This window comes from Streptomyces sp. NPDC040718, assembly GCF_055593565.1.
The window spans coordinates 116,217-129,378 of the sequence record NZ_JBVIXO010000012.1 but is presented as its reverse complement, the minus strand read 5'-3'; the positions used below and the strand labels follow the sequence as shown (position 1 = coordinate 129,378).

Genomic DNA, 13,162 nt, shown 5'->3' with positions numbered 1-13,162 from the left:
TTGCGCGGGCCGTGCCAAGATCCGTCCATGTCGGGGCTGGTGGTGCACACGGAGCACGGGCGGCTCGAACTCGGGCCCGGTGAGGCGGTCCGGTTCGGCCGGGGTGCTCCCGGGGTTCCGGTGGGGCTGGCGCTCGACGATCCGGCGGTGCCGCGGCTGGCGGGCGAGATCCTCGCCGCCGAGGACCACTGGCGGCTGAGCAACCTCGGGTACGGGCAGAGCCTGCTGGTGGAGAACCCGGAAGGGGCGGGCGAGTACTTCCGCGTCGCCCCGCGCCGGATCGGCGCCCCGGTGCCGTTCGAGTTCGCCCGGGTGGTCCTTCCGACCCGGTCGCCGGACGGTCTCGCCATCCACGTGTACGCGCCCGGGCACAGCTACGCCGAGACGGCCGGGGAGCTGGACGGGGAGGGCACGGTCGCGGCGTTCAGCCTCGACGAGACGGCGACGTACTTCGCGGTGCTGGTCGCCCTGTGCGAGCCGAGGCTGCGGGACCAGTCGGCCACCGTGATCCCGACGACCCGGCAGGTGGCCGAGCGGCTCGCGGGGCTGAGCGAGCAGGCGGTGGGCTTCCACATCGACTACCTCGCCCGCAGCAAGCTCCGCGTGAAGCCCGCCGGGGAAGCCGGGGGCCGGCTGGAGTGGAAGCGGGAGCTGGTGGTGAGCCTCGCCCTGCGCTTCGGGCTCGTGCGCGAGGAGCACCTGGCGGTGCTGCCGGCCAGGCAGCGGCGGTGAGGGGCACGGAGGAGGACGGGGTGCCGGCCGGCTACCGGGTGGGCGGCTGGGAGGTCACCGGTCACATCGCCTCGGGCAGCTGGGGCAGCGTGTACGCGGCCCGGGGAGCCGGGGGCGACGAGGTCGCCCTGAAGTTCCTCGGTACGCAGGGCCTCGCGCCCCGGCAGGCCCGGGAGCTGGCCGCGACCGCCCGGCGGGAGGCCGAGTTCAGCCGCCAGGCGGTGCACCCGCACCTCGTCCGCATCTTCGACACGCTGACCGTCGACGACCCGGGGCTGCCCGCCGCCGACGGCGCGGTCGTCCTGGTCATGGAGCGGGCGGAACGCAGCCTGTGGGACGTCCTCGCCGCCGGCCTGCCACTGCCGGACGCGGGCGCCGTGCTCACCGAGGTGATCACCGCCCTGGCGCACCTGCACGCCGAGGGCTGGGTGCACGGCGATCTGAAACCGGCCAACATCCTCCTGGCCCGCGACGGCTCGGTACGGGTCGCCGACTTCGGCCTGATCGCCCGGGTGGAGGGGACGCACGGGTACGCGCCGCCGTGGGGCTCCCCCGACTACCTGCCGCCCGAGCGCAGGGCGGCCCTGCTCGGCGAGCGGGGGGTCCGGACCCGGCCGGACGCGGACGTGTGGGCGTTCGGGGTGACCGCCCACCAGCTCCTCAGCGGCGGTGCCCTGCCCTTCCCCGGGGCCACCCCCGCGGCCCGGGCGGCGGCCGTCGTGGAGTACGCGGCGGGACGTTCCCCGCTGCGCCTCGCCGCCGGCCTGCCCCCGGGGTGGAGCGCCCTGATCGCCGACTGCCTCAGCGCGGACCCGGTGGTGCGCGGCACACACACGGCGCAGAGCCTGATCCCGCGGGTCCGAGCGGCGGCGGGCGGAACCGCGGGCGGCCGGGGGAGGGGGCGGGCGAGACGCCGGGTGACGGCGGTGGCCGGGGCGCTGGCGTCGGTGCTGGCGTGGGCGGGGACGGGGGAGGCGGAGCCGTCGGGTGCGGGTGCGGGCCGGGTGGAGGCATACGGGAACCCGCCCCTCGCGGTCTACGTGGGCGTCCCCAAGGGGTGCGCGCACTTCAGCCTGCGGACGCCGGAATGCCGCACCGAGCTGGTCATCGACCCGCGTGCCTTCCGGGGCAGCGGCAACCAGCTGGCGCTGGCCGCCTGGCCGGGCGATGTGTTCACGGCGGAGTGCGAGGTCCGTGACGGGCGCTGGTATCCGGACCAGACGGGGTTGGAGAGCCGGCGCTACTACCGGGTCCGGGTGCAGGACGCGCCGAAGGGGCACGCCTACGTCCCGGCCATCGGCCACGTGTCGCAGCCGGAGCTCCCGGAGTGCCGCTGACGGCTCGCGGTCCCGGGCCCGGCGGGGGGCGAGGGGTTCGAGGGGTACGGGCCGGACGGTAGCGGGACCCCCTGCCCGGAAGGGTCCGGGCAGGGGGTTCCGGCCGACTGGCGCGTCGGGGGGCCGGATCCGGGTCAGACGTTGACGCCGAAGTCCTGGGCGATGCCGACGAGGCCGGAGGCGTAGCCCTGGCCGACCGCGCGGAACTTCCACTCGGCGCCGTTGCGGTAGAGCTCGCCGAAGACCATGGCGGTCTCGGTGGCCGCGTCCTCGGAGAGGTCGTAGCGGGCGATCTCGGCGCCGCCGGCCTGGTTCACGACGCGGATGTAGGCGTTGCGGACCTGGCCGAAGTTCTGGCTGCGGGCCTCGGCGTCGTAGATCGAGACCGGGAAGACGATCTTGTCCACGTCGGCGGGGAGGCCGGCGAGGTTGACGTTGATGGCCTCGTCGTCGCCGGAGCCCGCACCGGTGCGGTTGTCGCCGGTGTGGACGATGGTCTGGTCCGGGGTGGACTTGTTGTTGAAGAAGACGAAGTGGCCGTCGGAGACGACCTTGCCCGTGGCGTTGACCGCGATGGCGGAGGCGTCCAGGTCGAAGTCGACACCGGTCGTCGTACGGACGTCCCAGCCGAGGCCGACCGTGACGGCGCTGAGGCCCGGGGCCTCCTTCGAGAGCGAGACGTTGCCGCCCTTGGACAGGCTTACTGCCATTTTGACTGGTGTCCTTCCTCGACGCTTGACCGCGATGTGGGGTCAAGTTACCGCTGCCCTTCATAACGCGGCGAGGGGGCGCGGAGGTTCCAGGACCCGGAAATGCGGGTGACGGCGGCGCGGGCGGGGGCCGATCATAGGTCCATGCCTGGTCCCCATGTCATCCGCGGTTCCGTCGTGCTCCCCGAGGCGGAGCTCGCCTGGCGGTTCTCACGTTCCTCCGGGCCGGGTGGGCAGCACGTCAACACCTCGGACTCGCGCGTCGAGCTGCTGTTCGACCTGGCGGCGACCAGCGCGCTGCCGGAGGTGTGGAAGGAGCGGGCGCTGGAGCGGCTCGCGTCCCGGCTGGTCGACGGGGTGGTGACGGTGCGGGCCTCCGAGCACCGCTCGCAGTTCCGCAACCGGGAGATGGCGCTGGTCCGGCTGGCCTCCCTGCTGGCGGAGGCCACGGCCCCGCCGCCGAAGCCGCGCCGGGCGACGAAGATCCCCCGGGGCATCAACGAGCGGCGCCTGCGGGAGAAGAAGGCCCGCGGCGAGACCAAGCGGAACCGCAGCTCGCGCGACTGGTAGGCGGTCTACGGGGCCAAGTGGCGGTAGCGGCCGCGGAAGTACGTGAGCGGCGGCGCCTCCGGGACCGGCAGGGCGGCGCCCAGGACGCGGCCGACGACGAGGGTGTGGTCGCCCGCCGTGACGCGGGACTCGGTGCGGCACTCCAGGGTGGCCAGCGCGCCCGACAGCAGCGGCGCGCCGGACACGGCGCCGCGCACGTACGGCAGCCCCTCGAACAGCAGCCGGTCGCTGATCCGGCCCTTCATCGAGAACCGGCCCGCGACCTGGAGCTGGCTGTCCGCGAGGAGGGAGACCGCCCACAGCGGCTGCTCGGCGAGCAGGTCGTCCATCCGGGAGCCCTCGCGCACGCTGACCAGGACGAGCGGCGGGTCCAGCGAGACCGACATGAAGGCGGTGGCCGTCATGCCGACGTCCTCGCCGCGCGGTCCGTCGGCGCTCAGGGGCGGTTCGTGCGCGGTGATCAGGCACACGCCCGCCGCCAGCCGGGACATGGCGGCCCGGAACTCGTCGTTGCTCACCCCCTCAGGATGGGGGGTGGTGAGCACGGGGGCCGGGTGTACGGAGATCGTCTTGGGCACGTACCGAACGCTAGTCCCGGGTCCGCACGGCGCACATCGGGCCCTGGCCCGAGCCGCGTCCCCGCCCCTCGTCCTAGGCCCCGGCGTATCGTTTGCTCCCGGGAAGGAGAGGGAGCGCTCCCACTCCGTACCCGCCTCTCAGCACGCCCTTGTTCATCTCATGTGACTTGAGTCACAGAGGGCAAGATTTGTTGACCCTGTGTACCTGGCGCACAGCTCACTGTGATTCAGTGGACGGGACACCGCAACGAAACGCCGATGACAAACCTGGAGTTGCTGTCGAGGTCTCGGGGAGAGCGAGCAATGGAGACCGAGTCGGAGCCGTACGTCCGTCTTGCGACCCTGCGGCAGCTGCACCAGGTGGTGGCCGAGCTCAACACGGCCCGGAGCCTGGCGGACACCCTGCAGACCGTCGTGGACGGCATCGTCAGGGGCCTCGGCTACGAACTCGCCTGTGTCAACCTCGTACGCCCTGACGGGGATCTCGTCGTCGCCGCATTCGCGGGCGACCCCGCCGCCGAAGCCCTGATCACCGGCCGGGTCGGCTCCCGCGCCGCCTGGGAGCGCCGCCTGACCATGGGCGAGGACTGGGACGGCCTGCGCTTCATCCCGCACACCGAGGGCTGGGTCCTGATGGAGGACGACGTCCCCCAGTGGCACACCGACGGCCCCGATCCGCGCTTCCTGGACGAGTGGCACCCGGAGGACCGGCTCTACGCCCCCATGTACGCGACCGGCGGGGAACTTCTGGGTGTCGTTTCGGTGGACAGACCGCGCAACGGGCGCCGCCCCGGCGCATGGGGGCGTGAAGCGCTCCAGATGTACGCCTTCCAGGCCGCCATTGCGATCAGCAACGCGAGGCTGCGCGCGAACATGCAGCGGGCCCTCGTCCGGCTGGAGCGCGAGCAGCAGGCGCTGCGGGCCAGCGAAGAGTCGTTCCGGCAGGCCTTCGAGTACGCGCCCAGCGGCATGGCCATCGCCGAGATGGGCGGCGACCAGCACGGCCGGCTGCTGCGCACCAACGACGCCCTGTGCCGCCTGCTGGGCCGGCCCGCCTCAGTGCTGCGCCGCTACTCCTTCTCCGACCTCGTCCACCCCGAGGACATCGGCACCCTGCTGCGCACCTCCGCCGAAGGCGGCCGCGCCGAACTGCGCCTCGGGCGGCGCGACGGCACGTACGTGTGGGTCTCGCTGCGCAACTCGGTGGTCGCCGACGCCGCCGACGGCCCCCGCTTCCTGCTCACGCACGTCGAGGACATCGAGGAGCGCAAGCGGCACGAGCTCCAGCTCGCGCACCGGGCCAGCCACGACTCCCTCACCGGCCTGCCCAACAGCGCCGAACTGCGTTCCCGGCTCGGCGCGCGCCTGTGCCGCCGCCCCCAGTCCGTACGGGCCAGCGCGGTCGAGGCCCTGGACGCGGCGTACGAGGGCCGCCCCGAGGCGGGTGGTGCCGGCGAGCACGGCTTTCCACCCGACGGCCGGCCCCACGGACAGCCCCACGGGTACGACGGCGGCTTCCCCGCCGCCGGGCAGGCCGGCGACGCCCCGGACTTCCCCGGCGCCTTCCCGGGCGGCCCCGACGGCCCGTACGACCACCACGTGCACACCGTGGCGCCCGCCTCGGACGTCGACGACGGCACGAAGGGGCTCGCGGTGCTCTTCTGCGACCTCGACGGCTTCAAGTCGATCAACGACCGGTTCGGCCACCACACCGGCGACGCCGTCCTCATCGAGGTGGCCCGTCGCCTGACGACGTGCGTCAGGGACGGTGACACCGTCGCCCGGCTGGGTGGTGACGAATTCGTCGTCCTCGCCGACGGACTCGGCGCCGCCGACGCCGCCGACCTCGCCGTGCGGCTGCGCAACGCGATCATCCCGCCGATCCGCGTCGACGGCCGCGCGGTGCGCGTGGGCGCGAGTTTCGGCATCGGCTGGGCCAGCTGCGGGATGTCCGCGGACGAGGTGCTGCGCTCGGCCGACCAGCGGATGTACATCGAGAAGCGGTCCCGCTCCAAGGCCCACCGCCGGGCCGGCTGATCCGATCGGCCACCCGTGTGCGCACGTGTTCGGGGTAGGCTCCCGTGGGTCGAAAGGAGTGACCTGCGATGACGACGCCCGCGAACAACGGCCCGCACGGTGGGGCGAACCAGCCCGGGGACGATGACCCGTTCGGCTATCTCTACGCGGACGGCCAGGCCGCCGGAGCCACCCCGCCCGGTCAGGGCGGCGGATACGGCTACCCCGGCCCGACGGCCGGCGGACAGCCCGGCGCGCAGCCCGGCGTCCCCCGGACCTCGTACAACCAGGTGCGCACGGTCGGCGAACGGACGTACGGCGGCCAGCGCGGCGCCGTTCCGCAGCAGCAGCCCCCGCAGGCCTACCAGGCCCAGTACCAGGCCCCCGAAGCCCTCCAGGCGAACGGCTACGGCGTCCCGCAGCAGCCGTCCGCGCAGACGGCGCAAGTCCGTCCCGTGCCGCCCCGTGGCGGCGGCCGCGGCGGCGGCTCCAGCCGCCGGGGCCTGCTCATCGCGGCGGTCGCGGTGGTGGCGGCCGTCGGCATCGGCATCGGCGCGGCCGTGGTCTTCGGCAAGGACAAGGACAAGGGCGACAAGAACCAGGCGACGGGCCAGGCCCAGTCGGCGGCGCCCTCGAAGAAGTCCGAGCCGGAGCCGAGCACTTCGGCGGAGCCCTCCAAGGCCCCGCTGCCCAAGGGCGAGGCCGCCGGCGCGGGCATGGCCCTCACCGGCGGAGCGGCCCTTCAGAACAGCGTCCCCGGCTCCAAGAGCTCGGGCGGCCAGTACGTCGGCAACTTCAACCAGACGGGCGCCGCGCTGACCTGGACGGCCGAGCTGCCCGAAGCCGGCGACTACACGCTGAACGTCAACTACGCGGTGCCGGGCAAGGACGCGAAGGTCACGCTGACGATCAACGGGCAGACCCCCACGCAGTCCCTGAACCTGGCCAACTTCTCCAAGGCCGATGCGGGCGCCTGGGACAAGGGCTGGACCCGGACCTACGCCTTCGTCACCCTCAAGAAGGGCACGAACACGATGAAGATCTCGTGCGAGGCCGGCAACCAGTGCGATGCCATATTCGATCAGCTGCGCCTCAGCGCGGGCTGGGCCAAGGGCTGACGGCCGGCCGGAGACGGACGCGAGGGGGAGACGCACCGGGTGCGTCTCCCCCTCGGCCGTTCCCCCGCGCCTACGGGGCGGGCAGCGGCACGGCCCTGATCTGCGGGGCGATCTCCTCGTACGTGCGCGGGTCGAAGTCCCCCGCCGTCGGGGCGTGCACGGTGGCCGCGGAGAGGGCCACCGCACGGGCCAGGCGCTCGGGCCAGTCCAGGCCCCGGGTCAGGGCGGAGAGCAGGCCCGCCACCGCCGAGTCGCCCGCACCGGTGGGGTTCCCGCGCAGCGGGCGGGGCGGGGCCGCCTGCCAGGTTCCGTCGGGGGTGGCGGCGAGCAGCCCGGCAGGGCCGAGAGAGGTCACCACCGCCTGGGCGCCCCGGCGGCGGGCGTCACGGGTGGCGGGGAGCGGGTCGCGGGCGCCGGTCAGCTCCGCCAGTTCGGCCGCGTTCGGCTTGATGATGTCCGGCCGGGCGGCGACCCCGCGGCGCAGGGCCTCGCCGCTGGTGTCGAGCAGCACGGGCAGCCCGGCGGCGCGGGCCGCCCGCACGAGGACCGCGTACGCGCCGACCGGCACGCCCGGGGGCAGGCTGCCGCACAGGGCCACCGCCCGGGCGCCGGTGAGGAGTTCGGCGTACCGCTCCAGGAAGGCGGCCCATTCGGCGGCGGAGATCTGCGGGCCGGGCTCGTTGAACTGGGTGGTGTCGCCGGTGCTCTCGTCGACGACGGCCAGGGTCCGGCGGGTGGTGCCCGCGCAGGGGACGAGGGCGTCGGCCACTCCGGGGGCGCCGGCGAGGAGTTCGCGTACGGTCTGGCCGGCGGGGCCGCCCGCGAAGCCCGTCGCCGTGACCTCCTCGCCGAGCGCGCCGAGCACCCGGGCCACGTTCAGGCCCTTGCCGCCCGCGCGTTCGGTGACACCGGTGACCCGGTGGGAGGTGTGCGGCAGCATTCGCGGCACCCGGTGGGTGACGTCGAGCGCGGTGTTGAGCGTCACGGTGAGGATCATGGCCAGCCCCGGTCTTGGTGTGTGCCGGGATCATGCCAAATCGAGGGCGGCCAGCCCAGCCCCGTGGGCGGGCCGCCCCGTTCGTGCCGGTCGAAAGGCCGGTTCAGCCCAGCGGGCTGACGATCCATTCGCCGCGCCGCATGACGCCCTTGACGTCGAACGCGGCGTCGAGGACCACCAGGTCGGCGTACTTGCCGGGCTCCAGCGAGCCGACCTCGTCGTAGAGGCCGAGCAGCTTGGCCGGGTTGGCCGAGATCGCCTGGACCACGGACTCGACGGGCAGCCGGTCCACCGTCACCGACCGCTTGAACGCGGTGTCCAGGGTCAGCGTGGAGCCCGCGATGGAGCCGCCCTCGACGAGCCGGGCGACGCCGTCCTTGACCTCCACCTCCAGCGGGCCGAGGTGGTAGGTGCCGTCGCCGAAGCCGGCCGCGTCCATGGCGTCGGTGATCAGCGCGACGCGGTGCGCGCCCGCGTGGTGGAAGGCAAGTTCCAGCATCGCCGGGTGCAGGTGGGTGCCGTCGTTGATCAGCTCGACGGTGACCCGCTCGTCCTCCAACAGTGCGGCGATCGGGCCGGGCGCGCGGTGCTCCAGGCCGGGCATGGCGTTGTACAGGTGGGTGGCGACGGTCGCGCCGGCGTCGATGGCCTGGCGGGTCTGGTCGTACGTGGAGTCGGTGTGGCCGATCGCGGCGATGACCCCGTGCTCGGCCAGCAGCCGTACGGAGTCCAGCCCGCCGGGGAGTTCGGTGGCGAGGGTGACCATGCGGGCGGCGCCGTGCGCGGCGTCGACCAGCTTGCGGACCTCGGCCGGGTCGGGGTCGCGCAGCAGGTCGGCCTTGTGGGCGCCCTTGCGGCAGGGGTTGATGAAGGGGCCCTCGAAGTGGATGCCGGCGATCTCGCCCTGCTGGGTGAGCTCGGCGAGCAGTCCGGCGCGGCGGGCGAGTTCGTCGAGGTCACCGGTGACGGTGGAGGCGACGAGGGTGGTGGTGCCGTGCTCGCGGTGGGTGCGTACGCCCTTGAGGACCTCCTCGGCGGTGCCGGAGGTGAAGGAGGCGCCGCCGCCTCCGTGGTTGTGCATGTCCACGAAGCCGGGGACGATCCAGTGCCCGGACAGGTCGACGACCGTCGCGTCCTCGGGGGCGCTGCCCGCGACGCGGGCGCCCTCGACGATGACGCGGCCGCCCGCCACGATCCCGGTGGGCAGCACCACCCTCGCGCCGGAGAGAACGGTGCTGTGTGCGCTTCCGGACATCAGGCAGGTACCTCCGTGGCGAGTAGGTCCCAGGCGAGCAGCCCTGCGCCCAGGCATCCGGCGGTGTCCCCGAGGGCAGCCGGAACGATCTCGGGCAGCCGCTGGAACGTCACGCGCTCCTCGACGGCCGTCCTCAGTGGTGTGAACAAGGTTTCCCCCGCCTCGGCGAGCCCGCCACCGATGATCAGCGTGCTCGGGTCCAGCAGGGTGATCGCGGTGACGAGGCCGTCGGCGAGGGCGCCGATGGCGGTCAGCCAGACCTCGCGGGCGGCCGCGTCGCCGGATTCGACGGCCTTGGCGCAGTCGGCGGCGTCGGCCTCGGGGTCGCCGGAGGCGGCGGCCCAGGCGCGGCTGACGGCGGAGGCGGAGGCGAGGGTCTCCAGGCAGCCGTGCTGGCCGCAGCCGCAGGAGGGGCCGCCGGGGCGGACCACGATGTGCCCGATCTCGCCCGCGTAGCCGTGGGCGCCGGCCTCGATGCGGCCGGCGATGCCGATGGCCCCGGCGATGCCGGTGCCGAGCGGGACGAAGAGGAAGCGTTCGGCGCCGAGGCCCGCGCCGATGCGTCCCTCGGCGAGTCCGCCCGTGCGGACGTCGTGGCCGAGGGCGACCGGGATCCCGCCGAGGCGGGCGGTGAGCAGCTCGCGCATCGGTACGTCCCGCCAGCCCAGGTTCGCCGCGTACACGGCGATGCCGCGCTCGGCGTCGACGATGCCGGGGACGGCGACGCCGGCGGCCGAGGCGGGCACGGCGAAGCGCTCGCGGCCGAGGTCGAGGAGCTCGGCGGCGAAGTCCAGGATCGTCTCGACGACGGCTTCGGGGCCCCGCTCGCGGCCGGTGGCGCGGCGTGCCTCGTGCAGCAGGGTGCCGTCCGCCCCGATGAGGGCGGCCTTGATCCCGGTGCCGCCCACATCGAGGGCGATGACGTGTTTCACGGGTTTCACAGCAGACAGTCTCGCGTGCTCGGCGGGGAAAGGTCTAGTCCATTGGAGGGGATTGTTGAGCAGCCATACAAATCCGGACGCCGTTCCGGACACGGTCCGGACACAGTCCGCGACAAGCCCCGTTCCGGATGTGGAGGAGCCGCCAAAGTGGTGTAGACCTTACGTCGGATCGTACGTACAACCTGGGGTGGATCAAGAACTGTGAAGGGCCGTTACCTGAGGCCGGCCGCGACCGGCGCCGCACTGTGCCTGACCGTGGCGACGCTGGCGGGCTGTGGAACCGTGTCCGGCCTCACCGGGGACAACGAGGTGACCCTGCGGGTCGTGGCGGCCGACTACGGGGACAATCCGCAGAACTCCTCCGCCGGCTACTGGAAGAACCTCGCCACCTCCTTCGAGAAGGACAACCCCGGCGTCCACGTCGAGGTCAGCGTCTACTCCTGGTCGGAGGTCGACGCCAAGGTCGCCGCGATGGTCAAGGCCGGCAAGGCCCCCGACATCGCGCAGATCGGCGCCTACGCCGACTACGCCGAGGCCGGCAAGCTCTACACCGCCGACGAGCTGCTCTCCGTCACCACCGAAGCCGACTTCCTCGCCCCCCTCGCCGACGCGGGCAAGGTCAAGCGGGTCCAGTACGGGATGCCGTTCGTGGCCAGCACCCGGCTGCTCTTCTACAACACCAAGCTCCTCGGCGACGCCGGGATCATCCCCAAGGACGGCAACACCCCCTGGCAGCCCAAGAGCTGGGCGGACATCGAGGCCGCCGCCAAGAAGCTCAAGGGCGCCAACGTCCCGACCCCCTTCGCACTGCCCCTCGGCCGCGAAGAGGCCCAGGCCGAGACGATGATGTGGCTGCTCGCCGGCGGCGGCGGCTACACCGACAACGAGGAGGCGTACTCGATCGACTCCCCGGAGAACGTCAAGTCGCTGGAGTTCCTCCGCGACAAGATGGTCGGCCAGCAGCTCACCGGCCCCGTCGAACCGGGCAAGCTCGACCGCCAGACCGCCTTCGACGCCTTCACCCGCGGCGAGGTCGGCATGCTCAACGGCCACCCCACCCTGCTCAAGCAGGCCGCCGGCAAGGGCGTGAAGTTCGGCATGGTCGCCATGCCCACCGTCGACGGCACCGACCACTCCACCATGGGCGTCGCCGACTGGGTCATGGCATTCAAGAACGGCCACAAGAAGGAGTCCGGGAAGTTCCTGGACCACCTCTTTTCCGCGAAGAACGTGACCACCTTCACCAACCAGTACGACCTCCTGCCCGTCACCACCAGTGGCTACCGGGCCATGGCCGGCAGCACCGGCGGCTCGGCCGCACAGCTGCGGACCTTCCTGACCGCCCTGCCGAACGCCCGGCTCTACCCCGTCGGCAAGAAGTCCTGGGCCGGGGTCAGCGAGGACGTCAAGCAGAACATCGGCAAGGCCGTCGCCCCCGGCGGACAGCCCGCGAAGGTCCTGGAGAAGATAGCCGTGGACGCCCGCAAGGCGGACGGGGAGCGCTGACCCCGGCCTGACCGTGAGTGGTGTCGGTGGGCGGCGTTAGTGTGGCCGTATGACGGATGGCGGGCAGGCGGGTGACACGGGCGGCGCGGCGGAAGGCCGGCTGAGCCCCGCCGAGGCCGCCGTGCTCGCGTACGAGGGCCGCAGCTGGCCCGGCCCCGGCGCCAAGGAGCGCGCCATACGCGAGGCCCTCGGGCTCACCCCGGTCCGGTACTACCAGCTGCTCAACGCCCTCATGGACGACCCCCGCGCCCTCGCCCACGCCCCCGGAACCGTCAACCGCCTCCGCCGCATCCGCGCGGCCCAGCGGGCCCGGCGGTAGGGGGCGGGAAGCGGGGACGGGTCCCCCGGCCCGCCGCGGTGGTCGGGAGCCGGCCTGCGTGCGTCTGCCGCGTGCCGTCCGGTGCCGTCCGTCCGTAGTGGGGAGGGCCGCCGCGGGCGCGACGCCCCGTGCCGCCCGAGCCCGACCGGAGCGGCCTCCGCGAAGGCCGGGCGGGCACCGCGACACGCCGGTAGGGTCGTCCGTATGGGGAGCCAGCCGCACGATCCGCCGCCGATGCCCGTGCCCGCCACCGCAGCCGGACGCGAGGGACTCGAAGCCCTCCTCCGCGCACCCCGCAGAGCCGTCGTCGCCCTCGACTTCGACGGCACCCTCGCCGAGATCGTCCCCGACCCCGACCAAGCCCGCGCCCACCCCTCCGCAGTCCCGGCCCTCGCCGAGCTCGCCCCCCAGGTCGACGCCGTCGCCGTCGTCACCGGCCGCCCGGCCGGCGTCGCCGTACGCCACGGCGGCTTCGCCGGGGTACCCGGACTGGAGCACCTCGTGGTCCTCGGCCACTACGGCGCCGAACGCTGGGACGCCGTCACCGGCATCGTCCGCGCCCCCGCCGAACACCCCGGCGTCGCCGCCGTACGCGCGGAGCTGCCGGGCTTCCTCGACGCCATCGGCGCGTGGCGCGGGACCTGGATCGAGGAGAAGGGCCAGGCGCTCGCCGTCCACACCCGCCGCGCCGAGGACCCCGCGGCAGCCTTCGAAGCCCTCCGCGAACCCCTCGCGGAGCTCGCCGCCCGGCACGGGCTGATGGTCGAGCCGGGCCGCGCCGTCCTGGAACTGCGCCCGCCGGGCATGGACAAGGGCGTCGCCCTGACGGAGTTCCTCACGGAGCGCGGCGCCGAGGCCGTCCTGTACGCGGGGGACGACCTGGGCGACCTCGCGGCGTACTCGGCGGTCGAGAAGCGCCGCGCCGACGGCCTCCCGGGCCTCCTGGTGTGCAGCGGCTCGGCGGAAGTCCCGGAACTCGCCGCCCGAGCCGACCTCGTCCTCCCCGGCCCGGCGGCGGTGTCGGAGTTCCTGGCGCAGCTGGCGAGGGCGCTGCGGGGCTGAGGGCCCCCACCGTGAGCCCCC

Annotated in this window: 13 protein-coding genes; 8 read left to right on the top strand and 5 right to left on the bottom strand. The window is 73.7% G+C overall.

Going from position 1 to position 13,162, the window contains the following annotated elements; genetic code table 11:
• Positions 1–27: 27 nt before the first annotated feature.
• Positions 28–732, top strand: a complete 705-nt coding sequence (locus ACZ597_RS26805; RefSeq protein WP_471334981.1) for a serine/threonine protein kinase — start codon at positions 28–30, stop codon at positions 730–732.
• Positions 729–2,069 carry a serine/threonine-protein kinase gene (locus ACZ597_RS26800; protein WP_471334978.1) on the top strand — a complete coding sequence of 447 codons (1,341 nt, stop codon included), beginning with the start codon at positions 729–731 and terminating at the stop codon, positions 2,067–2,069. The genes ACZ597_RS26805 and ACZ597_RS26800 overlap by 4 nt, the downstream gene beginning before the upstream one ends.
• Positions 2,070–2,203: 134 nt before the next feature.
• Here ACZ597_RS26800 and ACZ597_RS26795 read toward each other — a convergent pair whose 3' ends face one another.
• Positions 2,204–2,779, bottom strand: a complete 576-nt coding sequence (locus ACZ597_RS26795) for a TerD family protein (RefSeq protein WP_471334975.1) — start codon at positions 2,777–2,779, stop codon at positions 2,204–2,206.
• Positions 2,780–2,923: 144 nt separating this feature from the next.
• Here ACZ597_RS26795 and arfB point away from each other — a divergent pair, with 144 nt between their 5' ends.
• Positions 2,924–3,349 carry an alternative ribosome rescue aminoacyl-tRNA hydrolase ArfB gene (arfB, locus tag ACZ597_RS26790; RefSeq protein WP_471334973.1) on the top strand — a complete coding sequence of 142 codons (426 nt, stop codon included), beginning with the start codon at positions 2,924–2,926 and terminating at the stop codon, positions 3,347–3,349.
• 5 nt (positions 3,350–3,354) lie between these two features.
• Here the strand turns inward: arfB and ACZ597_RS26785 are convergent, their stop codons facing one another.
• Positions 3,355–3,927, bottom strand: a complete 573-nt coding sequence (locus tag ACZ597_RS26785) for a flavin reductase family protein (RefSeq protein ID WP_471334970.1) — start codon at positions 3,925–3,927, stop codon at positions 3,355–3,357.
• A gap of 303 nt (positions 3,928–4,230) precedes the next feature.
• On the opposite strand from ACZ597_RS26785, the gene cdgB reads away from it, so the two are divergent.
• Positions 4,231–5,964 (top strand): diguanylate cyclase CdgB, encoded by a 1,734-nt coding sequence (cdgB, locus tag ACZ597_RS26780; protein ID WP_471334967.1) that lies wholly within the window; start codon positions 4,231–4,233, stop codon positions 5,962–5,964.
• 68 nt (positions 5,965–6,032) lie between these two features.
• A complete protein-coding gene (locus ACZ597_RS26775; protein WP_471334964.1) occupies positions 6,033–7,061 on the top strand; it encodes a CBM35 domain-containing protein in 1,029 nt (342 codons plus the stop codon).
• A gap of 70 nt (positions 7,062–7,131) precedes the next feature.
• On the opposite strand, the gene ACZ597_RS26770 is transcribed toward ACZ597_RS26775, so the two are convergent.
• The 3 genes from ACZ597_RS26770 to ACZ597_RS26760 all read right to left on the bottom strand — a co-directional run bounded on the left by ACZ597_RS26770 (position 7,132) and on the right by ACZ597_RS26760 (position 10,245).
• Complete coding sequence (locus tag ACZ597_RS26770) at positions 7,132–8,058, bottom strand: 1-phosphofructokinase family hexose kinase (RefSeq protein ID WP_471334961.1); 927 nt, start codon at positions 8,056–8,058, stop codon at positions 7,132–7,134.
• Between the two features lie 103 nt (positions 8,059–8,161).
• The gene (gene nagA, locus ACZ597_RS26765) at positions 8,162–9,313 is read right to left on the bottom strand and encodes an N-acetylglucosamine-6-phosphate deacetylase (protein WP_471334958.1); all 1,152 of its coding nucleotides are present in this window, start codon (positions 9,311–9,313) and stop codon (positions 8,162–8,164) included.
• Positions 9,313–10,245, bottom strand: coding sequence for an ROK family protein (locus tag ACZ597_RS26760; RefSeq protein WP_471335186.1), 933 nt, complete (start codon positions 10,243–10,245; stop codon positions 9,313–9,315). Before ACZ597_RS26760 ends, nagA begins: the two co-directional genes overlap by 1 nt.
• Before the next feature lie 210 nt (positions 10,246–10,455).
• Here ACZ597_RS26760 and ACZ597_RS26755 point away from each other — a divergent pair, with 210 nt between their 5' ends.
• The 3 genes from ACZ597_RS26755 to otsB all read left to right on the top strand — a co-directional run bounded on the left by ACZ597_RS26755 (position 10,456) and on the right by otsB (position 13,141).
• Entirely contained in the window at positions 10,456–11,760 is a 1,305-nt protein-coding gene (locus ACZ597_RS26755; protein ID WP_471334955.1) for an extracellular solute-binding protein, read from the top strand.
• 49 nt (positions 11,761–11,809) lie between these two features.
• Positions 11,810–12,079: a DUF3263 domain-containing protein gene (locus tag ACZ597_RS26750; RefSeq protein ID WP_471334952.1), complete on the top strand. Its 270-nt coding sequence runs from the start codon at positions 11,810–11,812 to the stop codon at positions 12,077–12,079.
• A gap of 204 nt (positions 12,080–12,283) precedes the next feature.
• Positions 12,284–13,141 carry a trehalose-phosphatase gene (gene otsB / locus ACZ597_RS26745; protein WP_471334949.1) on the top strand — a complete coding sequence of 286 codons (858 nt, stop codon included), beginning with the start codon at positions 12,284–12,286 and terminating at the stop codon, positions 13,139–13,141.
• Positions 13,142–13,162 lie beyond the last annotated feature (21 nt).